The sequence below is a fragment of the Flavobacterium sp. genome, assembly GCF_034111225.1.
GTDB lineage: Bacteria > Bacteroidota > Bacteroidia > Flavobacteriales > Flavobacteriaceae > Flavobacterium.
The window spans coordinates 107,967-129,927 of record NZ_JAWUXR010000008.1; the positions used below are offsets into that span (position 1 = coordinate 107,967).

Consider the following 21,961-nt stretch of genomic DNA (forward strand, 5'->3'; position numbering starts at 1 on the left):
AAATATATTCTATTTTACATAATATATATTATGGTTCAAAAAGAAGATATTGAAAATAGGTTAAAAAAAGGTTGTGTAAAAAAGTATTTAGCTCTAATTTTGTAATCCTTATAAATAAAGCCTTATGGAAAATAGATATGCATTAAAATTGATTGAAAAGATTCAAAAAGATTTAATCAAGAATAAATTTGAAGTAGAATCAATTGTTATTGATTTAAAGAAAGTTAGAGAATATTCTTTAGAAGAACAAAATCCTGTTGTTACTAAAGCTCTTCGTTTAGCATATCAACATTTAGAGAACAATAATGCTTTTTTTATTGGAATTCCTGATGATGAACCATTAGATGAAGAAACTGAAACAATTACAGTTATCTCTAAGGAAAATGATTTAGAAAGTTTTGAATACTTCTTATCTTTATTAACAGACTTAACAAAGAAGAATAATTTATTAGATTTAAAAGAATATAATAATGCTTTCTTAGCATTTTAATAATATTCTATTTTACATAATATAAATCGGTACCATGTACCGATTTTTTTATATATACTTTAACGTATTTATAAAATTTACCTATTAATTTTGTACTGCAAATTAACCCAAATGGAAAAACCTAAAAAATCAAGATTTAAACTTTTACACCAGTATTATAAATACACAGGTTTCTATCGTTTTATTTGGTCTAATACTAAGAAAGCAATTTTACCTTTGGTAATTGTGATAGCTGTTTTACTTTACGTAAATTATAAAGTAATAAGTATCAATGAAATGATGGTTTACATTACTCAAAACTTTAGTGATATTTCTATTTTTTCAGTCTTTTTTATTTCAGAAAGCTTTCTAGGTTTATTACCACCTGATATTTTTATAGCTTGGACTAAAAGTACAACCACACCTCTACTCTATTTATCAATTCTTGCTATTTTGTCATATTTAGGTGGTGTAATTGCTTATTTTATGGGAAGAAGTTTATTATTGATTCCTTTAATTAATGAGTATTTTGAAGGTAAAATGTCTAAGCATATTAAAAATATGCAAAAATGGGGAGGATTTTTAATAGCTGTAGGAGCTTTACTTCCATTACCTTTTGCAATGGCTTGTTTAGCCGCAGGAATGATTAACTTTTCTAAAAAACACTTTTTCTTATTTGCATCGCTTCGTATATTTCGTTTTGTGATATATGGGTTTGCAATTTATTCAGCTTTATCATGATAAAATTTTTTAAAATTATTGCCTTATTAGAAGGTGTGTCGCTTTTAGCTTTATTTTCTAATATGTTGTTTATAAAGCCATCTAATTTTGATCTTTACAAATCATTATTGTTTCCAATAGGAATGTCTCACGGAATATTATTCATAGCTTATATTGCTTTAGCTGTTTTATTTAAATTTGAAAATAAGTACAGTTTTAAAACCTTTTTTATAATCAGTTTAGCTTCTTTTATTCCTTTTGGAACTTTTTATATCGAAAAAAAATATTTAAATAAATTATAATAAATGAAAATATTTAATTGGGCATATTCTATTTTAAAAGATTTAAATTTTAGTGATGATACATCATCCTATATAAATTTATCTATAAATATTGTCCTATTAGTTCTATTGGCTTATGCTTTAGATATTATTTGTAAAAAAATATTGATTGTTATTCTTGCAATTGTTGCCGCTAGAACAAAAACATCGTTTGATGATTTTTTAGTATCTAATAAAACAGCAAAATATGTAGCCCACTTAATACCTCTTTTGTTTGTTTATAAAACAGTTCCAGTAATTTTAAAACAATTTACGTATTGGGAAGGCTTTTTTGAAAAAGGAATTAAAATTTATATTATATTATTAACACTTTGGGTAATACGTAGTGTTTTTAATGCCTTAAGAGATTATTTAAAACACAAACCTAGATTCAGCGATAAACCAATCGATAGTTACATTCAAGTAATTATGATAATTTTATGGATACTTGGTGTTGTATCCTTTATTACTATTTTATTTGATATTAGTAAAACGGCATTTTTAGCTACTTTTGGTTCTATATCAGCGATTATTATATTGATTTTTAGAGACACTATTCTTGGATTTGTAGCAAGTATATCAGTATCTGTTAATGACATGGTTCGTATTGGGGATTGGATAACCATGGATAAATTTGGTGCTGATGGTGATGTAATTGAAATAAATTTAGCAACTGTAAAGGTTAGAAATTTTGACAATACAACTACAACAATTCCAACATACAGTTTGATTTCTGATTCTTTTAAAAACTGGCAAGGAATGCAAATTTCTGACGGGAGAAGGATTAAAAGGCATATTTTACTTAAAGCAAGTTCGGTTCGTTTTATTCAAGATGATGAGTTATTAAATTATAAAAATATTCAATTTTTAACCTCTTATATAGACCATAGAAAATCTGAAATAGATCATTTTAATGAAGTTAATGAATTTGATAAATCAAATATACTAAACGGAAGAAACTTAACCAATTTAGGTTTATTTAGAAAGTATATTACTCAATATATCCAATTTCACACAGGAATTAATAATGAGATGTTACTTATGGTTCGTCACTTACAACCTACAGAAAAAGGTGTCCCTTTAGAAATTTATTGTTTTTCTAAAGATAAAGAATGGGAAAATTATGAGCATATAATGGCTGACATTTTTGATCATGTGCTTGCATCAGTTAAATATTTTGATTTAGAAGTGTTTGAATTGGCAAATTCTACGTTGGATGAGAAGTAATTAACACTTCATTCTTAATAACTTATAGCTAACCTTCAACAAATTGGAGGTTATTTTTTTTACCTTTAAGTAACTTAAAACTGTAACGATGAAAACTAAAGACGAATCTATTTTACAAATCAGAGGAGAATCTATCGGTACAATTACAGAAAACTCCAGTTCTGAAGAAAAATTTCAAAATCAAACCTTACGCCCTATTCTAAAATTTCAAAATGATTTGTTTATTGAAGTATTTAGAAATTATGCAACTAAACAAAAAGGAGTTTTTTTCACACTCTCTCCAGAGAAAAAAATGAATTATATTGAGAATGCTATTCAAAGAGATATTAAGTTCAGAAACTCTTTAAAAGGCATTGTTGTGGGACTTTTTACGATTACTGAATACAAAGATTACATTCAAAATTCTTCAAACATTAATAAAAGAATGATGAATTTATTGATAGAACGATTAAAAAGTCAAATTCAATTATTTGAAGATTAGTAAATACTCTCACCATTTAGGTTAGTTGTTAAAACATCACTCATATAATTAAAAAATGGCCGCATTGCTTTAAAAGAGTTTAGTATTTCTTCTTCGAAGTTAGAATCTAAAACTTCTTTATCTGTAAATTTCCTAACAACTAAAAATTGTTTTTTACGGATTAAATCAATATTTGGATGCGTTTTTTCAAAATCTCTTGGGGCGGTCTTTAATTCTTCGCCTTCAAGTGTTTCAAAATATTTTTTAAAAGTAGGTTGATTAATAATAGTACGTAATTCAGTTGCATCTAGTGCAATTTCTTTCCTTATACGTAATAAATCATCTTTATTTGGCTCCCAAAAACCGCCACCTACAAAACTTGCACCAGGTTCAATATGTAAATAATATCCACCACGAAGCATTGGTTTTGTTCTTGTAAACCCAGCGCTAAAATGATTTTTGTAAGGTGTTTTATTTTTAGAAAAACGTACATCTCTATAAATTCTAAAAATTTGGATACGTTCAATTCCGTCACTTTTCCCAAGTGATTCTCCAACTTTATTAAAAAATACTTTTACTTTTTTTTGTTCGTCATCAAAAGTTTTTTTGTTTTCTGCAAACCATTCTCTATTGTTGTTTTCTTGTAATTTTTGAAGAAAATCTAATGTAGTTTTTGGCAACATATTATTTATTTAATCGATTATCAATAAATTCAATTTTAGTTTTTCGGTGTACTTTTGGTTTATTATCATCACCTAAATTCACCATTGTAATGTTTTCAATAGTAACAATAGTTTCGCGTGTCATCATATTTCTCACTTCACATTTTAAGTTTAAAGAAGATTTTCCAAAACTTATAACTTCTATTCCAATTTCTATAATATCCCCTTGTTTAGCAGCACTCATGAAATTTATTTCACTCATAAATTTAGTTACAACTTTAGGACTTTCTAATTGTACAATAGAATATAAAGCAGCTTCTTCATCTATCCAGGCTAATAATTTTCCTCCAAATAAAGAGCCATTCGGATTCAAATCTTCGGGTTTAACCCATTTCCTTGTGTGAAATTTCATTTTTATTTAAAGATACAAAAGTTTAAGAAAAGTTGGATGTATTTGATTAAATTATGACTTTAAAGACATGGAATATGAAGCGTTTGACAATATATCTCAAGAAATTTTTCTATTAACTAAAAAATAGCTTTAAGTGTGTTTTTTTTAGTTTATTTTTTCAAATTTTAACATTTAAAATTAATTATTTTTAAAATTTTATCAAAATATACAGAATATCAGTAATGTGTGACTTCGAAAAAAGATTAGGTTTGACTTGAAGCTATTACCAAAACATTTTTATAATAATTTAAATAGATGTTTTATGAAGTCAAAATTATTTTTTTTACTGTTTATGAGTAACATTATATCTGCTCAAGTAGCTGATGTTATTACTAATTTAAGTGCTGCTGGTGTTTCTAATCTTACTTCAAATGGTGAGTATGTTTATTTTAACTCATTTGTTGAAAAGAAAGTCTATCGATTTAATCATACTCATTTAAGTCCTATCGTTGAATTGGTTTATACATTCAATGAAAATCCTAATTTCATGTATGTAAATGATAACATTCTATATGTTGGAGTTGAAAGTCCATATAAAACATATAAAATTGATTTATTAAGCAACTCCTCACTACCTCTTCAAATAGCTAATATTGCGGGTCCTATGGCACAAATAGGTAATGATTTATTTATAGGCCAATATGTAGCGGGGAAAATTTCAAAATTAAATTTAGGCTCAAATACTATAACAGATGTTTTATTGGGTATAAAACCCAATTTTTTCACCTTGAATAACAATGAAATTTATTTCACTTCAAATTATACTAATCAACTGTATAAATTTGATTCTAATAATAATACTGCAGAAGTAATACTTTCTAATTTAAATTATGTGTCTGGAATAGTTTTTAAGGATAATCTGCTTTATATATGTGAAAGTATGAGTAATTCTATTTCATTTTATACACAACCTGAATATCAATTAGGTAACCTTGTACAATTAGCTCCAAATTCATGGCCTAATGGGAACATAATTGTAAACGACAATTTATACTTTATACAAACAAGTGCCGGTAAAATTTCAAAAATCCCTTTAAATTCAAGTTTAAACAATAATTCTTATAATAACACTGCAAATCAATCAATTGTAATTTACCCAAATCCAGCAACAGATCTAATTAATATAAAATCAAATCATAATCATACAAACTATACGATATTTAATAATAAAGGAATTATTGTGCAAAATTCTGGTATTTCCAATAATGAGATTAATATATCAAGCCTTTCAACGGGAGTTTATACTTTGTTTTTAGACAATCATTCTAAAACTTTTATTAAAGAATAATGTGAATTAATATTTGTGAGTGTTTTATTTCTCTCTACTTTTTAAAACACTCACTACATCATTCAATTTAAACCCTTTTGCTTGTAATAAAATTAAGTAGTGAAACAATAAGTCGGCACTTTCAGACAAGAATAAATCATCATTGTTATCTTTTGCTTCAATTACTACTTCTACAGCCTCTTCTCCTACTTTTTGAGCAATTTTATTCATTCCTTTTTTGAATAAATCTGCTACATAGCTTTTTTCAGAGTCTGCATTTTCTTTACGATCTGTAATAGTGTTTTCTAATTTTGAAACAAAACCAAATGATTGATTGTTAGCCTCTTGCCAACATGTATCTAAACCTGTATGACAAGTTGGACCAAAAGGCTTTACTTGAATTAAAAGTGTATCGTTATCACAATCATTTTTTATAGAAACCAATTCTAAAAAGTTACCACTCTCCTCGCCTTTTGTCCATAATCTATTTTTTGAACGACTGAAAAAAGTTACTTTATTTGTTTCTAATGTTTTATCAACTGCTTCCTGATTCATATAACCCAACATTAAAACGTTTTTCGTTTCGTTGTCTTGGATAATTGCTGGGATTAAGTTATCTGTATTTTTTGTAAAATCTATTTTCATCTTTTTTTGTTTAATATTTTGAAGAGCTTAAACTCTTATAGAGATTCCCTTTTCAACCAAATAAGTTTTTAATTCTGGGATTTCAATTTCTTGAAAATGAAAAACACTTGCTGCTAAAGCTGCATCTGCTTTTCCTTGAGTAAATGTATCTGCAAAATGTTTCATATTTCCTGCACCACCAGAAGCAATTATAGGAATATTAACTAGTTCTGATAAAGTTGCCAAAGCTTTATTTGCAAATCCGTTTTTAGTTCCATCGTTATTCATGGATGTAAACAAAATTTCGCCTGCTCCGCGTTTTTCAACTTCTTTTGCCCAATCGAAAAGCTTAATATCTGTTGAAACTTTTCCTCCAACTAAATGCACCATCCATTCGCCATCAATTTGTTTCGCATCGATAGCTACCACAACACATTGGCTTCCAAAAGCAGCGGCTAATTCATTAATTAGTTCAGGTTGTTTTACAGCAGAGGAATTAATAGAAACTTTATCTGCTCCGTTTTTTAGTAAAATTTCGACATCTTCAACAGATGAAATTCCACCACCAACAGTAAACGGAATATTAATTGCTTTTGCTACTTTTCGAACCAAATCAACCAATGTTTTCCTGCGTTCTTCAGTAGCAGAAATATCTAGAAAAACTAATTCATCTGCTCCTGTTTCAGCGTATTTTTTAGCTAATTCTACTGGATCTCCAGCATCTTTTAAGTCAACAAAATTTACACCTTTTACGGTTCTTCCGTTTTTTATATCCAAACAAGGAATAATTCTTTTTGTCAGCATTTCTATTGGTTTAAAATGAAATTTTCTAATTGTTTTAATGAAATTCGGCCTTCGTAAATAGCCTTTCCAATGATTGTTCCTTCGCAACCCAATTCGGCTAATTTTGGTAATTCATCAAAAGTAGAAATTCCGCCTGAAGCAATTAATTTTACATTATTACAATTTGTAAGTATGTCTTTATACAGTTCAAAACTTGGACCTTCAAGCATACCATCTTTCGCAATATCCGTACAAATTACATACAAAATTCCTTCTTTCTGATACGATTGAATAAACGGAATAACTTCTTCATTACTTTCTTCTAACCAACCTGAAATAGCAATTTTTCTATTGTTAGCATCAGCGCCTAAAATAATTTTATTTGTTCCAAACGCAGTAATCCAATTTTTAAATACATCAGGATTTTTAACAGCAATACTTCCGCCAGTTATTTGATTCGCACCACATTCAAAAGCAATTCTCAAATCTTCATCGGTTTTTAAACCTCCCCCAAAATCAATTTTTAAGTTGGTTTTTGAAGCAATTAGTTCCAAAACCTTGTGATTGATGATACGACTCGATTTTGCACCATCTAAATCAACTAAATGCAAATACTCAATTCCACTATCTTCGAAAGATTTAGCTACTTCTAATGGATTTTCGTTGTATATTTTTTTGGTGCTGTAATCGCCTTTTGATAAGCGAACACATTTACCTTCTATTATATCTATGGCTGGTATGATTCTCATTTTCAATGTGAATTTCAATAGCATGAACAAATTTCAAGTCCTCGCTTAATGTTAATTTATAGTTTTAAAAAATTCTCTAATATTCTTTCTCCAATAACACCACTTTTTTCTGGATGAAATTGTACTCCATAGAAATTGTCTTTCTGCAATGCTGATGTGTATTCTAATTCGTAAGAAGTTGTAGCAATCATTTCTAAACATTTTGGAGCATAATAACTGTGTACCAAATACATGTATTCGTTTTCATTTATTCCTTTAAATAAAGAAGATTTTAAATCATAAATAGTATTCCAACCCATTTGTGGCACTTTTACTTCATTTGAAAACTTTATAATATCCACATTAAATATTCCCAATCCTTCAGTATTTCCTTCTTCCGAACTTTTACACATCAATTGCATTCCTAAACAAATTCCTAAAACAGGTTGCTTCAATGTTGGAATTAGTTTATCTAAACCAGATTCAATAAGTTTTTTCATGGCACTACTCGCCTCACCTACGCCAGGAAAAATAACCTTATCTGCCGATTGAATAAAAGCTACATCATTTGTCAAAATCCCCTCAAAACCTAATCGTTCTAAAGCAAATTGAATGCTTTGAATATTACCGGCTCCGTAATCTATTATGGCAATTTTCATTATAACATTCCTTTTGTTGATGGCAAAATCATTTTCTCAGTATCTCGTTTCACTGCAGCTTTTATGGCCTTAGCAAAAGATTTAAATATAGCTTCAATTTTGTGGTGTTCGTTAGTTCCTTCTGCTTTAATGTTTAAGTTGGCTTTTGCACCATCTGTAAAAGATTTAAAGAAGTGGAAAAACATTTCCGTTGGCATTTGACCAATCATTTCTCGTTTAAATTCGGCTTCCCAAACTAACCAATTTCTTCCCCCAAAATCAATTGCTACTTGCGCTAAACAGTCGTCCATTGGTAAACAAAAACCGTATCTTTCTATTCCTAATTTGTTTCCTAAAGCTTTAGCAAAAACTTCTCCTAAAGCAATAGCAGTATCTTCAATTGTATGGTGTTCGTCTACTTCTAAATCACCAGTAACTTGAATGTCTATATCCATTTGACCGTGACGTGCAATTTGATCTAACATATGGTCAAAAAATGCAATTCCTGTATCGATTTTACTTTTTCCAGTTCCATCTAAATTTATAGTTATAGCTATATCTGTTTCATTTGTTTTACGAATAATGGAAGCCGAACGCGCTTCTAATCTTAGAAACTCATAAATTGTTTTCCAAGAAGTAGTAGTTAAAGCAATGGTTTCGCTTAAACCTTCTATGGAAGATTGTATTTCTGTTCCTCCTAAATTATCTTCATTTTTAATAAATATAGCTTTCGATCCTAAATTTTTAGCCAATTCTACATCAGTAATTCTATCGCCTAATACAAATGAATTTTCCAAATCGTATTCAGGATTATTGATGTATTTCGTTAACATTCCTGTTCGTGGCTTACGAGTTGGCGCATTGTCTTTTGGAAAACTCTTATCAATAAAAACTTCATTAAAAATGACTCCTTCATTTTCAAAAGATTTTACAATAAAATTTTGTGTTGGCCAAAATGTATCTTCTGGAAAACTTACTGTTCCTAAACCATCTTGATTTGTAACCATTGCTAATTCAAAATCTAATTCTTTAGCAATTTTAGCTAAATATTGAAATGCATTTGGATAAAATTCTAATTTAGACAAGCAATCCAATTGATAATTTTCAGGTTCTAAAACGATTGTTCCATCTCTATCTATAAATAATACTTTTTTAGCCATTTTAAAACGTTTTTAAAGTTTCAATTAAATTTAAGTTTTCTTCTTTAGTTCCAATTGTAATTCTTAAACAATTTTCGCATAAAGGTAGATTACTTCTGTTTCTTACAACGATTCCGTTATCTAAAAATTGTTGATAACGCTTGTTTGCATCATCTACCTTAATTAATATAAAATTCGCATCCGTAGGATATATTTTTTCTATAAAAGAAAAATTCAATAAAGCATTTTTCAACTTCTTTCTTTCAATTAGAATTTTTTTCAATTGTGGTTTTAAAGTGGCTTGCAACAGCTTTCGTATAGCATTTTCTTGAGTTGCTGTATTAACGTTATAAGGAGGCTTTATCTTATTTAAAACTGCTAAAATAAGCTTTGATGCATATAAAATACCAACTCGTAATCCTGCCATTGCAAAAGCTTTAGATAAGGTTTGAATGATAATTAAATTTGGAAAATCATTCAATTCACTTAACCAACTTTTATTTTTAGAGAAATCTATATATGCTTCATCAACTATAATTAATCCATTAAAGCTTTTTAATAATTTTAGGATTGATTCATCAGAAAAAGAATTTCCTGTTGGATTATTTGGTGAGCATAAAAAAATGATTTTTGTATTATTATCTACAGCATTTAAAATAGCATCAACATTAGGCTGAAAATCATCATTTAATAATATTTCTCTATTTTCAATTGCGTTAATATTTGCTAATACATCATACATTCCATAAGTTGGCGGTAAAGTAATGATGTTATCTTTATTAGGTTCACAAAACGCTCTAAAAACCAAATCTAATACTTCATCACTTCCATTTCCAATCAATATATTTTCAGCATATACATCTTTTATAGCAGCTATTTCAGATTTTAAATCTTTTTGTTGTGGATCTGGATAACGATTAAAACCATTAGAAAATGGGTTTTCATTAGCGTCTAAATATATCATGTTTTGTGTGAAGTTTTCAAACTCATCTCTTGCTGAAGAGTAAGCCTTCATGTTTTTTATGTTTTCTCTTATTAAGATATCTAAATTCATTTTTATAATTTTAAAAGAAAGTTATTTTGATAATTGATTTAATCTTAGGGCAACGGCATTTTTATGTGCTTGTAGACCTTCCGCTTCAGCCATAAGTTCAATAGCATTCCCTATATTTTGAATTCCTTTCTCTGAAATTTTCTGGAAAGTCATTGACTTTAAAAAGCTATCTAAATTTACACCACTATAACTTTTTGAATAACCGTTAGTTGGTAAGGTGTGATTGGTTCCTGAAGCATAATCTCCAGCACTTTCAGGTGTAAAATTTCCAATAAATACTGATCCTGCATTTTCGATTCCATCTATGAAAAAAGCTTCATTTTTAGAGCAAACAATAAAGTGTTCTGGAGCATATTCATTGATTAAATCCAATGCGGTTACCTCATTATCAACAAAGATTAATTTTGAATTATTAATTGCTACTTGAGCAATTTCTTGTCTTGGTAACTTTTTTAGTTGTTTATAAATCTCTTCTTCCACATCATCTAAAATATTTTTTGAAGTGGTAACTAAAATAACCTGACTGTCTTTTCCGTGTTCAGCTTGACTTAATAAATCGGAAGCAACGAAACTTGGAACTGCACTTTCATCAGCATAAACCAATAATTCACTTGGTCCGGCTGGCATATCAATAGCAACGCCATTTTGTGAAGCGTATTGTTTTGCAATAGTTACAAACTGATTTCCAGGTCCAAATATTTTAAAAACTTGAGGAATTGTTTCTGTTCCATAAGTCATTCCTGCAATTGCCTGAATACCACCAACTTTGTAAATTTTATTAACACCACATAAATTAGCCGTATATAAAATTGCAGGATTTATATTTCCGTTTTTATCAGGTGGCGAACACAAAATAATCTCTTTACATCCAGCAATTTTAGCAGGAATAGCTAACATTAGAACTGTTGAAAATAAAGGAGCTGTTCCGCCAGGAATGTATAAACCAACTTTTTGAATTGGACGTTTTTCTTGCCAACAAGAAACACCTTCAGTTGTTTCAATTTCAATTTTATTTGTTTTTTGTGCACTGTGAAATTGTTCAATATTAGATTTAGCTAATTGAATGGCATTTTTCAACTCATTAGAAACTTGATTTTTAGCATTCTCTATTTCATTTTCTGAAACTAAAATTTCATCTAAAGAAACACCGTCAAAGAAAGAAGTATATTTTGAAATTGCTATATCACCTTTTTGTTCAACTTCTTTAAAAATTTGTTTTACTGTTTCTTCAACATCCGTAAAAGTCTGTGTTGGTCTTTTTAAAATTTCAGACCAATTTTCTGGTTGTGGGTTGTATATTTTGTTCATTTTTTAGTCTTTTCTCTTTGTTTTTCTTTTATAAAACCATTTTTTCTATTGGGCAAACCAAAATTCCTTCTGCACCGGCTTCTTTTAGTTGATCAATTACATCCCAAAATGTATCTTCATCAATAACAGAATGAACACTACTCCAACCTTGTTCTGCCAATGGCATAACCGTTGGACTCTTTAAAACAGGTAAAATAGTACTGATTTTATCAATTTTGTCATTTGGAACATTCATTAAAATGTATTTTGATTTTTTTGAACGTAAAACCGATTGAATTCTAAATTGCAGTTTGGCTAAAATAGCTTTAGCTTCTGATGAAATTTGTGGCGAAACCGCTAAAACAGCTTCACTTTTTAAAATAACTTCTACTTCTTTTAAACCGTTTTTAAATAAAGTACTTCCGCTTGAAACAATATCTACAATTGCATCTGATAAGCCTATGTTTGGAGCAATTTCAACAGAACCTGAAATTTGGTGAATATCAACCGAAATTCCTTTTGAAGAAAAGAAATCCACAACAGTATTTGGATAAGATGTTGCAACGCGTAATCCATTTAAATCGTTTAGCGATTTATAATTAAAAGCTTTAGGAACTGCAACAGAAACTTTACATTTTGAAAAGCCTAATTTTTCAGCAACTTGTATGCCTTGACCTTTTTCAACCAATAGATTATCGCCAACAATAGCAATATCTACTACTCCATCGATTAGATATTGTGGAATATCTGAATTTCTAAGGAAATACACTTCTAAAGGAAAGTTTGAAGCTGTTACTTTTAATTGGTCGTTTCCGTTATAGACAGAAATACCTGAATCTTTTAAGAGTTGAAGACTTTCTTCGTAAAGTCGTCCTGATTTTTGAATTGCGATTTTTAAAATACTCATTTTGTTTTGAAAATTATTGAGTATATCTAAAGCTTATTTCATGTAAAGAAAAAACCCGTTTGATATACTCAAACGGGTTTATAATTATTTTGGGTTATTACACAAAAACATCATTGCCTAGCTTGAGCTTGGTTTAAATGATGATGATGATGTAATTGATTTGTAAACATTTTTTTGTAATTGTTATTTTTTAACACTGCAAATATAAAGACATATTTTTTTGTAAAACAAATATTTTTTAAATTTTATGTTTTGTTTAAGCTAATTGTACTCCAAAAAAGTGTCCAACTAATGCTGTTAAGGCCATTGCAATTGTACCCCAAAATGTTACTCTTAAAACGGCTTTTAAAATACTTGAACCACCTGTTTGTGCAGCTAAAGCACCTAAAAAAGCCAAAAATAAAATTGCTAAACCATAGAGGTAATATTCCATATTTTCTATTGGGAGCAATAAAGTTACCAAAAAAGGTAAAATTCCTCCAACTGTAAATGCTGCTCCAGAGGCTAAAGCTGCTTGTAGCGGATTTGCTTGACTTATTTCATTAATTCCAAGTTCATCTCTAACATGTGCTCCTAGTGCATCGTGAGCGGTTAATTCTTTAGCAACAAGCAAAGCCGTTTCTTTTTTTAAACCTCTTTCTTCATAGATTTCAGCTAAACGTTGTAATTCTAGTTCAGGCATTTCCTCTAATTCAATTCGTTCTCTTTCAATATCTGATTTTTCAACATCAGTTTGTGAGCTAACCGAAACGTATTCTCCAGCTGCCATTGACAAAGCTCCTGCAACTAAACCTGCTAAAGTTGCTAAAATTACAGGCTCTCTAAATTCACTTGCGGCAGCTACACCAATTGCAATACTTGAAGTAGATAAAATTCCGTCATTAGCACCTAAAACAGCTGCTCTTAACCAATTACTTTTGTGTATGTAATGATTGTCTAAATAATTGTCATTTGTTTCTTGCATAAACAAAGTGTTATTAAAGATTAATTGTTGGAGTAATTTTAAAGATAATCAATTAAGAAGCAACATAATTATTAAGTTTTTCTTTTTATGGTGTAAACAAAGAAAAGGTATTTTTTATTTCGTTTTCATTGGTGGTAAATCAAATGCCTTCGATTCATGTTCAAAATTGCTACGGTGTGAGCCATCACAAAAAGGCTTATTAGAAGATAAACCACAACGACAAATACCTAAAGCAGTTCTTCCTTCTAGTCCGTAAACATTACCACTTGAATCTGTTATTTCGAAATCTCCTTCTATCTTAATAGATCCGTTATTGTTGATTGTTAATTTTGTTTTACTCATAATGTTCTTTATTTATCTTAATTATATTTTATAGTTATCTTTTTCGAAATGACAAAAGAAGCCTTCTAAACCAATCCGTTATATTTCCTTATAAACCATTCAGTTGCAAGTGAAATAGCCAGTAAAACCAAAAGCCATTTAAGATCAATTAGCGGTGATTTTTGAGTAATTTCTTTAGCAATAGGTTTGTATTGATCGTCATTTGCTAAAGCATCAATTAAAGTTTTTATTTGGTCTGGGTAATACGCAATACCATTCGTATTATTAGCCAATTGAACCAGTTGGTCTTTATTTGGGTTTACAAATTGTTTCTCGCTGTTGAAATCCAATACTTCAAAGCCTCCCGTGTATGTTGTGTTGCTTCTTGTTTCTTTTACCAAGAAAGTGTAGTTTCCGGCAATTAAATCGTTAAAAACAACTTCAAAACCATTATTAGTCTTGCTGAAATTGTATTTCAATGCTTTTTTGGTAGCAGTATTTACCAAATTGATTTCCAAACGCGCATCTTCATCAAATTCGTAGTTTTTATTAAAGTATTGTGCTTTAATACTAATGCTTTCACCTGTATTGTAGAAATTTCCATGGCTTATCACCAAACTTTTTTTAGTATCGTTTGAAACCAAATACTGAATGGTTTTATCTATAAACAAATCGAAATCTTTAAAATCGTTCTTGGCTAAATATGTTTCACTGCGCCATTTCCAAAGGTTTTCTCCAAATAAATACGCAAAACGTTGTTTGTTTACTTCGGTAAAAGACAATAACGGCGTTTCTAAAGTAACGTTACGAATACGTGCAAAAAGCAATGTTTCGATTTTATTTTTTGGAACAACTGAAACGAACTTATTTTCTAAAGGTGAAAAATTATCGAAACCTATATTTTCTTGAGAAAAGTTGGTAAATGAACCGTTAAAAGTTGCCGAATAATTTTCGCTTTGATTAGTGCTTTTAAAGTCAAAATCATCTTGCATACCGTTTAAAAAATTAAAATCGGTATGCTTTCCAGTAATGATAAAACAATTTGATTTGCTTTTTTCAATGTGATTAAAAGCAGTTAAAAATTTAGAATTTGGCTGATAAATGACAAATAAATTATATTTATCTAATTCTTTGACTTCGTTTACTTTAAGAACTTTTACTTTACGTTGTTCATTAACTTCAATACTTCTTTTTAAAGCACTAATATCTGGATGAATAATATCGGTAATTAAAGCAATTTCACTGCGTTGGTCTAAAATTTCAACCGCAAAGAATTTAGAATTATTGGTTTTATTCTTTTCTGTAGATAATGGCAAAATTATAGCCGTATATTTTTGGATTCCTACTCTTGTAGCAGGCAATAAAACATCAACTGTAATGGATCTTTTATCTTTGGCAAAACGTACTTTTTCTTTATACACAACCTGATTTCCTTGCATAATTGAAAACATACTTTCAACTTCTTGGTTTCCGTTATATTGTAAAAAGACTTCAATTGGAAATTTATTTTTTAAAAATGCGTATTTATTCACGTTAATTTGCGACACTTTTAAATCAATAACAGTTGTTGTATCGCCAATTATCATTGGGTTAACCGAAATGTTTTCAGGAAATGCATACACATAATCATTTCCATGCGTTTGATTTCCATCGGTAAGTAAAACAACCGGATATTTTTTATTGCGATACAATTGCTTTAAATCTTTAGCAATATTATCGATACGCGTTTGTTTTCCTTTAAAATCAGGACTTTCAGAAGATTTTAATCCTTCATCAAATGTATAAGATTGAACCGAAAATTTTTCATTAAGTCCTTTATCTTTAAGAATAGCATTGTGCAATTCGGTAACTTTATTGGCATTCTCTAATTCATCTATAGAACTTGAATTGTCAACAATAATAAGTAAAGGAATTTTTTCTATTTCGTTTATTTTTCTACTAATTATAGGGTTTATAAGCAATAGAAGAATTGTAAAAATGGAAATGAAACGTAAAAAAGCCAAAAACAAAGTCACTTTAGACCTGTTTTTGACTTTATATATATATTGATAAAACGACAATAATCCTGCGATTACTACTGAAAGTATTATGAGGAAAATTGTTGTATTTGTCATCCTATTAAGTTAACATTCCACCGTCAACATTAATAACTTGTCCGGTAACATAAGCACTCAAATCTGAAGCTAAGAATACACAAACATTGGCAATGTCTTCTGGTGTACCACCTCTTTTTAAAGGAATAGCTTCTCTCCAACCTTTTACAGTGTCTTCGTTTAATTTTGCTGTCATTTCTGTTTCAATAAAACCAGGAGCAATTGCATTTGAACGGATATTTCTTGAACCTAATTCTAATGCGATAGATTTAGTAAAACCAATCATACCTGCTTTTGATGCAGCATAATTAGCTTGACCAGCGTTGCCTTTCACCCCTACCACACTACTCATGTTAATGATAGAACCTTTACGGTTTTTTAACATTGTTTTTTGTACTGCTTTAGTCATGTTAAATACCGACTTCAAGTTAATTTCGATAACCGCATCAAAATCTTCTTCGCTCATACGCATTAACAAGTTGTCTTTAGTAACACCCGCATTATTAATTAAAATGTCAATAGTTCCAAATTCAGCTATTACATCATCAACTAACTTTTGTGATTCGTTAAAATCAGCAGCGTTTGATTTATATCCTTTTGCTTTAATACCTAAAGCGTTTAATTCATTTTCTAAAGCTGTTGCTGATTCTACAGACGAACTATATGTAAATGCAACATTAGCACCTTGTTGAGCAAAAACTTCAGCAATACCTCTACCAATACCTCTACTTGCACCTGTTATAATGGCAACTTTACCTTCTAATAGTTTCATAATAATTTTATATACGTTTAGTTTGTTTCAATTAAAGTTCAAATATAGGAATATTTTAATCTTTAAAAAAAAGTATGTTTCAGTTTAAACCTTTTTTAATAACAAGAGTCTTATTAGTGTTGACCAAAAATCATTTATATGAAAAAGAACATGTTTTTTGCCTTCATTTGTGCTTTTAGTCTTAGTTCTTGCAATAAAAATGAAGATGACTATTCACCTATTAAAAGTTATCCTAACGTAGAAGGCACATTTGGAAGCAGTATTGATTTAAATAATTTAGATAATTATGCGAATCAAACAATACCAGGATACATAACTAAAGACAATAGTACTTTAAATCCAATTACAGATAAAGGAGCTACTTTAGGAAGAGTATTGTTTTATGACACTAATTTATCTTCAAATAATACTACATCTTGTGCAACCTGTCACAAACAATCAATTGCTTTTACTGATACAGATATAGCAAGTTCTGGCGCAAATGAATTAACAGGAAGGCATTCAATGCGATTAGTAAATTCTAGATTCTCTAGTGAAAGTAAGTTTTTTTGGGATGAAAGAGCTGCTAGTTTAGAAATTCAAACAACAATGCCTATAAAAGATCATGGGGAAATGGGTTTCAGTGGAGAAAATGGTGATTTAAGTTTTAATGATTTAATTACTCGTTTAAGCGGTATTGGATATTATAAAGAGTTATTTGATTTTGTTTATGGTTCTGAGGAAATTACAGAATCTAAAATTCAATTGGCTTTAGCTCAATTTATAAGAAGTATTCAGTCTTTCGATTCAAAATATGATACTGGAAGAGCTTTAGTTAATAACGATAACCAGAATTTTCCAAACTTTACAGCTCAAGAGAATTTAGGAAAAAATTTATTCCTTGCTCCTCCGCAATTTGACGCTAATAGTTCTAGAACAGGTGGAGGTGTTGGATGCGCCGGATGTCATGCTGCTCCAGAGTTTGATATTGATCCAAATAGTTTAAATAATTCAATTATAGGTATAATAAATAACCCAATAGCTTTAGATATTACAAATACTAGAGCTCCGTCTTTAAGAAATATAACCAAACAAGATGGAACTTTAAATTCTGCTCTTATGCATACTGGTAACATTAGTACTTTACAAGCAGCTATTGGCCATTATAATACAATAAATATTGCACCTGGAAACACAAACCTTGACCCAAGATTAAAACCAAATGGAATTGGTCAAAAATTAAATATGACAGGTACTGAAATTAGTGCACTTCAATCTTTTCTTGTTACACTTGCCGGAAATGATGTTTACACTAACCCTAAATGGTCTAACCCATTTCATTAAGCAATTTTATAAAAAAGAAAAAATCCCTTTTAATATTTTTAAAAGGGATTTTTTTATAGAAAATATTAGAATAATTATCCTAAAACTTCTTTTACTTTTTTACCAATTTCAGCTGGAGAATCGACAACGTGTATTCCACATTCTCTCATAATTCTCTTTTTCGCTTCAGCTGTATCATCAGATCCACCTACAATTGCACCTGCGTGACCCATTGTACGACCTGCTGGAGCAGTTTCACCTGCAATAAAACCAACAACTGGTTTTCTGTTTCCATCAGCTTTAACCCATTTAGCAGCATCTGCTTCTAATTGACCACCAATTTCTCCTATCATTACAATGATTTCTGTTTCTGGGTCATTCATTAATAATTCTACAGCTTCTTTAGTAGTAGTTCCAATAATTGGATCTCCACCAATACCGATTGCTGTAGTAACTCCTAATCCTTGTTTTGCAACTTGGTCAGCAGCTTCATAAGTTAATGTTCCAGATTTAGAAACAATACCTACTGTACCTTTTTTGAAAACAAAACCTGGCATAATACCAACTTTAGCTTCACCTGGAGTAATAACTCCTGGACAGTTAGGACCTATTAAACGACAGTCTTTACCTTTAATATAATTATTTGCTGTAATCATATCTGCAACAGGAATACCTTCTGTAATACAAATGATAACTTTAATACCTGCATCTGCAGCTTCCATAATTGCATCTGCAGCAAAAGCTGGCGGTACAAAAAGGATAGATGTATCAGCTCCTGCTTGGTCTACTGCATCTTTAACAGTATTAAAAACAGGTCGGTCTAAATGTGTTTGACCACCTTTACCTGGAGTAACTCCACCTACAACATTTGTTCCGTATTCAATCATTTGAGAAGCGTGGAAAGTTCCTTCGCTACCTGTAAATCCTTGAACAATTATTTTTGAATCTTTATTTACTAAAACACTCATGATATGATTATTATAATTATATTTTTATTTGTGATGCAAAAGTAAGTTTTTTGATAAAAAAAACGATACCTTTTTTACTTTTATTTTATGCTGGTTGGCTAATTTGATAACCTTTTATTAATTTATCTCCTTTAAATTCCCAAATAATAATCATTTTAGCAATATGCATAAATTCAGTTGGGTTTTCTATAGCGGCTACTTTATGATTATATCTTAAAGTAACTAGTTCACCTTCTGCAATGATATGAGTAATATCAATTACTGATTTGGCATAATTTTGATTTAATTCTTTGGCTAAGTTTAAAATTTCTTCTTTTTCTAGAATTAATGTACCTTCAGAGCTATCCCAATGAAGAATGACATTATCATGCAAAATTTCATTTAACGCATTGACATTCCTAATACCGTCTGAAATATAAAAGTCCCTAAGCAGTTCTTTTTTTGTCATTTTACTTTAATTTATCTAGAATTTCTGGAATTCGTTTTATATTGACTAACTGTTTTAATTTTTCTCTAGATTCTTCAATAGGTGTTCCAAAATAGGTTTTTCCTCCTTCTATAGATTTTGTTACTCCAGTTTGACCTAAAATTATTGCTTTTTCACCAATAGTGATACCACTTGTTGTACCTACTTGTCCCCAAATAGTAACTTCATTTTCAATAATAACACAACCAGCAATTCCTGTTTGTGCAGCAATTAAACACTTTTTACCAATAATCGTATCATGACCAACATGTACTTGGTTGTCAATTTTAGTTCCTTCACCAATAGTTGTGTCTCCAGTAACTCCTTTGTCAATAGTACATAAAGCCCCTATCCCAACATTGTTTTCAATAACCACTCTTCCGTTTGATAAAAGTTGGTCAAAACCATCTGGACGTTTTTTATAATAAAAAGCATCTGCACCAAGAATTGTGCCTGCGTGTATGACTACATTATTTCCAATTATTGTATTATCATAAATGGTTACATTAGGATGAATAATACAATTTGAACCTATTCTTACATTATTCCCAATAAAGCAATTGGGTTGAATTATTGTTCCCTCTCCTACTTTAGATGATGCTGAAATTGCAGCATTTGAAGGTTGAAAAGGTCTAAAGTGCTTGGTTAATGTATTGAAATCTCTAAACGGATCATCTGAAATAAGTAAAGCTTTCCCCTTTGGGCATTCTACTTCTTTATTAATTAAAATAATAGTTGCTGCAGATTGTAGTGCTTTGTCGTAATACTTTGGGTGATCTACAAAAACAATATCTCCTGGCGTAACAACATGAATTTCATTCATGCCTTCTACCGGAAAATCATCATTACCAACATAGTTAGCATTGATTAGATTTGCGATCTCTTTAAGAGTTTGTTTTGAGGAGAATTTCATATATAAATGTTATAAATTAAAGATAGTTTTAATTAAACTATTCTTTAACACGCTCCATATAATTCCCAGAAGCAGTATCAATTTTAATTTTATCTCCTTCATTAATAAACAAAGGAACATTTACAGTTGCACCTGTTTCAACGGTAGCCGGTTTGTTAGCATTTGTAGCGGTATTACCTTTTACACCTGGCTCTGTATAAGTAACTTCTAAAACTATTGATGCTGGCATGTCTACCGATAAAGGCAAATCTGTTTCTGTATTAATTTGCAACATTACGTTGGTTCCTTCTTTTAATAAATCAGGAGCATCTAAAACACTTTTTTGCAAAGTAATTTGCTCATAATTATCAACATTCATAAAGTGAAATGTTTCACCTTCTGCATATAAAAATTGATATGTTTGTGTTTCAACACGAACAACATCTATTTTGTGTCCTGCAGAAAAAGTATTATCTAAAACTTTTCCATTACTGACTGATTTTAATTTTGTACGAACAAACGCTGGGCCTTTACCTGGTTTAACGTGTAAAAATTCAATAATTTTATATATATCGTGATTATACTTAATACATAATCCGTTTCTAATATCTGAAGTACTTGCCATTATTTTCGTTTTAATTTTATTATTATTTTAAGACTAACCAATTCCTGAATAGCCTTTCATAACTCCTCTTGAAGAGTTTTTAATGAAATCTAAAATTTCATCTCTTTCGTTAGTTGCTTCCATTTCAGCTTCAATAATACTAACTGCTTGTGAAGTATTGTAATTTTTTTGATATAAAATTCGGTAAATATCTTGAATTTCTCTAATTTTTTCAACTGAAAAACCTCTTCTTCTTAATCCTACAGAGTTAATCCCTACATAAGATAAAGGTTCTTTTGCAGCCTTTGTAAATGGCGGAACATCTTTACGTACTAAAGATCCTCCAGAAACCATTGCATGGTCACCAATACTAATAAATTGATGAATAGCAGCTAGTCCTCCAATAATAGCAAAGTCTCCAACAGTAACGTGTCCTGCTAAAGCTACTCCATTTACAATAATTGCGTTATTACCAATATGACAATCATGTGCAATATGAGCAGTTGCCATAATTAAACAATTTTGTCCAATTACAGTTTTTCCTGAAGCTGATGTTCCTCTATTAATAGTAACACATTCTCTTACAGTTGTGTTATCACCTATTATTGCTAATGAATCTTCACCACCAAATTTTAAATCTTGAGGAACAGCTGCAATTACAGCACCTGGAAAAATATTACAATTCTTTCCAATTCTTGCTCCTTCCATAATGGTTACATTAGAACCTATCCAAGTTCCTTCTCCAATTTCTACATTATTATGAATGGTTGTAAATGGATCTATAACTACATTTCGGGCAATTTTAGCTCCTGGATGTACATACGCTAAAGGTTGATTCATAAT

The 21,961-nt window shown here is 29.8% G+C and carries 26 protein-coding genes; 7 read left to right on the forward strand and 19 right to left on the reverse strand.

The genetic code is table 11. The features are described 5' to 3' along the window. Positions 1-124 precede the first annotated feature (124 nt). The 5 genes from UXY25_RS04380 (at position 125) to UXY25_RS04400 (ending at position 3,217) form a co-directional block, all read left to right on the forward strand. Positions 125-490 (forward strand): hypothetical protein, encoded by a 366-nt coding sequence (locus tag UXY25_RS04380; protein ID WP_320814786.1) that lies wholly within the window; start codon positions 125-127, stop codon positions 488-490. A 111-nt stretch (positions 491-601) separates the two neighbouring features. Further along, positions 602-1,210 carry a YqaA family protein gene (locus UXY25_RS04385; protein ID WP_320814787.1) on the forward strand — a complete coding sequence of 203 codons (609 nt, stop codon included), beginning with the start codon at positions 602-604 and terminating at the stop codon, positions 1,208-1,210. After that, positions 1,207-1,491: a DUF3817 domain-containing protein gene (locus tag UXY25_RS04390; protein ID WP_320814788.1), complete on the forward strand. Its 285-nt coding sequence runs from the start codon at positions 1,207-1,209 to the stop codon at positions 1,489-1,491. Before UXY25_RS04385 ends, UXY25_RS04390 begins: the two co-directional genes overlap by 4 nt. A gap of 3 nt (positions 1,492-1,494) precedes the next feature. Next, on the forward strand, positions 1,495-2,736 hold the full coding sequence (locus tag UXY25_RS04395; protein WP_320814789.1) for a mechanosensitive ion channel family protein: 1,242 nt from the start codon (positions 1,495-1,497) through the stop codon (positions 2,734-2,736). Between the two features lie 88 nt (positions 2,737-2,824). Next, entirely contained in the window at positions 2,825-3,217 is a 393-nt protein-coding gene (locus UXY25_RS04400) for a glyoxalase (RefSeq protein ID WP_320814790.1), read from the forward strand. Here UXY25_RS04400 and UXY25_RS04405 read toward each other — a convergent pair. Beyond that, positions 3,214-3,879: a DUF2461 domain-containing protein gene (locus UXY25_RS04405; RefSeq protein ID WP_320814791.1), complete on the reverse strand. Its 666-nt coding sequence runs from the start codon at positions 3,877-3,879 to the stop codon at positions 3,214-3,216. The two genes, UXY25_RS04400 and UXY25_RS04405, sit on opposite strands and share 4 nt — an antisense overlap. Before the next feature lies 1 nt (position 3,880). After that, complete coding sequence (locus UXY25_RS04410) at positions 3,881-4,270, reverse strand: acyl-CoA thioesterase (RefSeq protein WP_320814792.1); 390 nt, start codon at positions 4,268-4,270, stop codon at positions 3,881-3,883. A 301-nt stretch (positions 4,271-4,571) separates the two neighbouring features. On the opposite strand from UXY25_RS04410, the gene UXY25_RS04415 reads away from it, so the two are divergent. Then, complete coding sequence (locus tag UXY25_RS04415; RefSeq protein WP_320814793.1) at positions 4,572-5,597, forward strand: T9SS type A sorting domain-containing protein; 1,026 nt, start codon at positions 4,572-4,574, stop codon at positions 5,595-5,597. A 24-nt stretch (positions 5,598-5,621) separates the two neighbouring features. On the opposite strand, the gene hisIE is transcribed toward UXY25_RS04415, so the two are convergent. The 12 genes from hisIE to fabG all read right to left on the reverse strand — a co-directional run bounded on the left by hisIE (position 5,622) and on the right by fabG (position 16,886). Next, positions 5,622-6,221: a bifunctional phosphoribosyl-AMP cyclohydrolase/phosphoribosyl-ATP diphosphatase HisIE gene (gene hisIE, locus UXY25_RS04420; protein ID WP_320814794.1), complete on the reverse strand. Its 600-nt coding sequence runs from the start codon at positions 6,219-6,221 to the stop codon at positions 5,622-5,624. Positions 6,222-6,248: 27 nt separating this feature from the next. Further along, a complete protein-coding gene (gene hisF / locus UXY25_RS04425; RefSeq protein ID WP_320814795.1) occupies positions 6,249-7,004 on the reverse strand; it encodes an imidazole glycerol phosphate synthase subunit HisF in 756 nt (251 codons plus the stop codon). 2 nt (positions 7,005-7,006) lie between these two features. Beyond that, positions 7,007-7,732 carry a 1-(5-phosphoribosyl)-5-[(5-phosphoribosylamino)methylideneamino]imidazole-4-carboxamide isomerase gene (hisA, locus tag UXY25_RS04430; RefSeq protein WP_320814796.1) on the reverse strand — a complete coding sequence of 242 codons (726 nt, stop codon included), beginning with the start codon at positions 7,730-7,732 and terminating at the stop codon, positions 7,007-7,009. Positions 7,733-7,788: 56 nt separating this feature from the next. Beyond that, positions 7,789-8,370: an imidazole glycerol phosphate synthase subunit HisH gene (gene hisH, locus UXY25_RS04435; RefSeq protein ID WP_320814797.1), complete on the reverse strand. Its 582-nt coding sequence runs from the start codon at positions 8,368-8,370 to the stop codon at positions 7,789-7,791. Next, on the reverse strand, positions 8,370-9,509 hold the full coding sequence (gene hisB / locus UXY25_RS04440) for a bifunctional histidinol-phosphatase/imidazoleglycerol-phosphate dehydratase HisB (protein WP_320814798.1): 1,140 nt from the start codon (positions 9,507-9,509) through the stop codon (positions 8,370-8,372). Before hisB ends, hisH begins: the two co-directional genes overlap by 1 nt. A gap of 1 nt (position 9,510) precedes the next feature. Continuing rightward, positions 9,511-10,542 carry a histidinol-phosphate transaminase gene (gene hisC, locus UXY25_RS04445; RefSeq protein ID WP_320814799.1) on the reverse strand — a complete coding sequence of 344 codons (1,032 nt, stop codon included), beginning with the start codon at positions 10,540-10,542 and terminating at the stop codon, positions 9,511-9,513. 21 nt (positions 10,543-10,563) lie between these two features. Then, the gene (hisD, locus tag UXY25_RS04450) at positions 10,564-11,850 is read right to left on the reverse strand and encodes a histidinol dehydrogenase (RefSeq protein WP_320814800.1); all 1,287 of its coding nucleotides are present in this window, start codon (positions 11,848-11,850) and stop codon (positions 10,564-10,566) included. A gap of 28 nt (positions 11,851-11,878) precedes the next feature. Next, complete coding sequence (hisG, locus tag UXY25_RS04455; RefSeq protein WP_320814801.1) at positions 11,879-12,736, reverse strand: ATP phosphoribosyltransferase; 858 nt, start codon at positions 12,734-12,736, stop codon at positions 11,879-11,881. A 256-nt stretch (positions 12,737-12,992) separates the two neighbouring features. Then, positions 12,993-13,700 (reverse strand): VIT family protein, encoded by a 708-nt coding sequence (locus UXY25_RS04460; protein ID WP_320814802.1) that lies wholly within the window; start codon positions 13,698-13,700, stop codon positions 12,993-12,995. Positions 13,701-13,814: 114 nt separating this feature from the next. Next, a complete protein-coding gene (locus UXY25_RS04465) occupies positions 13,815-14,042 on the reverse strand; it encodes a CDGSH iron-sulfur domain-containing protein (RefSeq protein ID WP_320814803.1) in 228 nt (75 codons plus the stop codon). A gap of 65 nt (positions 14,043-14,107) precedes the next feature. Beyond that, positions 14,108-16,135 (reverse strand): hypothetical protein, encoded by a 2,028-nt coding sequence (locus UXY25_RS04470; protein WP_320814804.1) that lies wholly within the window; start codon positions 16,133-16,135, stop codon positions 14,108-14,110. A gap of 4 nt (positions 16,136-16,139) precedes the next feature. Next, the gene (gene fabG, locus UXY25_RS04475) at positions 16,140-16,886 is read right to left on the reverse strand and encodes a 3-oxoacyl-[acyl-carrier-protein] reductase (RefSeq protein ID WP_320814805.1); all 747 of its coding nucleotides are present in this window, start codon (positions 16,884-16,886) and stop codon (positions 16,140-16,142) included. Between the two features lie 138 nt (positions 16,887-17,024). On the opposite strand from fabG, the gene UXY25_RS04480 reads away from it, so the two are divergent. After that, positions 17,025-18,209, forward strand: a complete 1,185-nt coding sequence (locus UXY25_RS04480) for a cytochrome-c peroxidase (protein WP_320814806.1) — start codon at positions 17,025-17,027, stop codon at positions 18,207-18,209. Between the two features lie 74 nt (positions 18,210-18,283). Here the strand turns inward: UXY25_RS04480 and sucD are convergent, their stop codons facing one another. The 5 genes from sucD to lpxA all read right to left on the reverse strand — a co-directional run bounded on the left by sucD (position 18,284) and on the right by lpxA (position 21,958). Further along, positions 18,284-19,156, reverse strand: coding sequence for a succinate--CoA ligase subunit alpha (gene sucD / locus UXY25_RS04485; protein WP_320814807.1), 873 nt, complete (start codon positions 19,154-19,156; stop codon positions 18,284-18,286). An 85-nt stretch (positions 19,157-19,241) separates the two neighbouring features. Next, positions 19,242-19,604 (reverse strand): nuclear transport factor 2 family protein, encoded by a 363-nt coding sequence (locus tag UXY25_RS04490; protein ID WP_320814808.1) that lies wholly within the window; start codon positions 19,602-19,604, stop codon positions 19,242-19,244. Position 19,605: 1 nt separating this feature from the next. Continuing rightward, a complete protein-coding gene (locus tag UXY25_RS04495) occupies positions 19,606-20,535 on the reverse strand; it encodes a UDP-3-O-(3-hydroxymyristoyl)glucosamine N-acyltransferase (protein WP_320814809.1) in 930 nt (309 codons plus the stop codon). A 37-nt stretch (positions 20,536-20,572) separates the two neighbouring features. Continuing rightward, a complete protein-coding gene (gene efp, locus UXY25_RS04500) occupies positions 20,573-21,139 on the reverse strand; it encodes an elongation factor P (protein WP_320814810.1) in 567 nt (188 codons plus the stop codon). 33 nt (positions 21,140-21,172) lie between these two features. Beyond that, entirely contained in the window at positions 21,173-21,958 is a 786-nt protein-coding gene (lpxA, locus tag UXY25_RS04505) for an acyl-ACP--UDP-N-acetylglucosamine O-acyltransferase (RefSeq protein ID WP_320814811.1), read from the reverse strand. Positions 21,959-21,961 lie beyond the last annotated feature (3 nt).

Coding starts and splice junctions, on each gene's coding strand:
- UXY25_RS04380 (WP_320814786.1), top strand. CDS start 125: ATGGAAAATAGATATGCATTAAAATTGATTGAAAAGATTCAAAAAGAT.
- UXY25_RS04385 (WP_320814787.1), top strand. CDS start 602: ATGGAAAAACCTAAAAAATCAAGATTTAAACTTTTACACCAGTATTAT.
- UXY25_RS04390 (WP_320814788.1), top strand. CDS start 1,207: ATGATAAAATTTTTTAAAATTATTGCCTTATTAGAAGGTGTGTCGCTT.
- UXY25_RS04395 (WP_320814789.1), top strand. CDS start 1,495: ATGAAAATATTTAATTGGGCATATTCTATTTTAAAAGATTTAAATTTT.
- UXY25_RS04400 (WP_320814790.1), top strand. CDS start 2,825: ATGAAAACTAAAGACGAATCTATTTTACAAATCAGAGGAGAATCTATC.
- UXY25_RS04405 (WP_320814791.1), bottom strand. CDS start 3,879: ATGTTGCCAAAAACTACATTAGATTTTCTTCAAAAATTACAAGAAAAC.
- UXY25_RS04410 (WP_320814792.1), bottom strand. CDS start 4,270: ATGAAATTTCACACAAGGAAATGGGTTAAACCCGAAGATTTGAATCCG.
- UXY25_RS04415 (WP_320814793.1), top strand. CDS start 4,572: ATGAAGTCAAAATTATTTTTTTTACTGTTTATGAGTAACATTATATCT.
- hisIE (WP_320814794.1), bottom strand. CDS start 6,221: ATGAAAATAGATTTTACAAAAAATACAGATAACTTAATCCCAGCAATT.
- hisF (WP_320814795.1), bottom strand. CDS start 7,004: ATGCTGACAAAAAGAATTATTCCTTGTTTGGATATAAAAAACGGAAGA.
- hisA (WP_320814796.1), bottom strand. CDS start 7,732: ATGAGAATCATACCAGCCATAGATATAATAGAAGGTAAATGTGTTCGC.
- hisH (WP_320814797.1), bottom strand. CDS start 8,370: ATGAAAATTGCCATAATAGATTACGGAGCCGGTAATATTCAAAGCATT.
- hisB (WP_320814798.1), bottom strand. CDS start 9,509: ATGGCTAAAAAAGTATTATTTATAGATAGAGATGGAACAATCGTTTTA.
- hisC (WP_320814799.1), bottom strand. CDS start 10,542: ATGAATTTAGATATCTTAATAAGAGAAAACATAAAAAACATGAAGGCT.
- hisD (WP_320814800.1), bottom strand. CDS start 11,850: ATGAACAAAATATACAACCCACAACCAGAAAATTGGTCTGAAATTTTA.
- hisG (WP_320814801.1), bottom strand. CDS start 12,736: ATGAGTATTTTAAAAATCGCAATTCAAAAATCAGGACGACTTTACGAA.
- UXY25_RS04460 (WP_320814802.1), bottom strand. CDS start 13,700: ATGCAAGAAACAAATGACAATTATTTAGACAATCATTACATACACAAA.
- UXY25_RS04465 (WP_320814803.1), bottom strand. CDS start 14,042: ATGAGTAAAACAAAATTAACAATCAACAATAACGGATCTATTAAGATA.
- UXY25_RS04470 (WP_320814804.1), bottom strand. CDS start 16,135: ATGACAAATACAACAATTTTCCTCATAATACTTTCAGTAGTAATCGCA.
- fabG (WP_320814805.1), bottom strand. CDS start 16,886: ATGAAACTATTAGAAGGTAAAGTTGCCATTATAACAGGTGCAAGTAGA.
- UXY25_RS04480 (WP_320814806.1), top strand. CDS start 17,025: ATGAAAAAGAACATGTTTTTTGCCTTCATTTGTGCTTTTAGTCTTAGT.
- sucD (WP_320814807.1), bottom strand. CDS start 19,156: ATGAGTGTTTTAGTAAATAAAGATTCAAAAATAATTGTTCAAGGATTT.
- UXY25_RS04490 (WP_320814808.1), bottom strand. CDS start 19,604: ATGACAAAAAAAGAACTGCTTAGGGACTTTTATATTTCAGACGGTATT.
- UXY25_RS04495 (WP_320814809.1), bottom strand. CDS start 20,535: ATGAAATTCTCCTCAAAACAAACTCTTAAAGAGATCGCAAATCTAATC.
- efp (WP_320814810.1), bottom strand. CDS start 21,139: ATGGCAAGTACTTCAGATATTAGAAACGGATTATGTATTAAGTATAAT.
- lpxA (WP_320814811.1), bottom strand. CDS start 21,958: ATGAATCAACCTTTAGCGTATGTACATCCAGGAGCTAAAATTGCCCGA.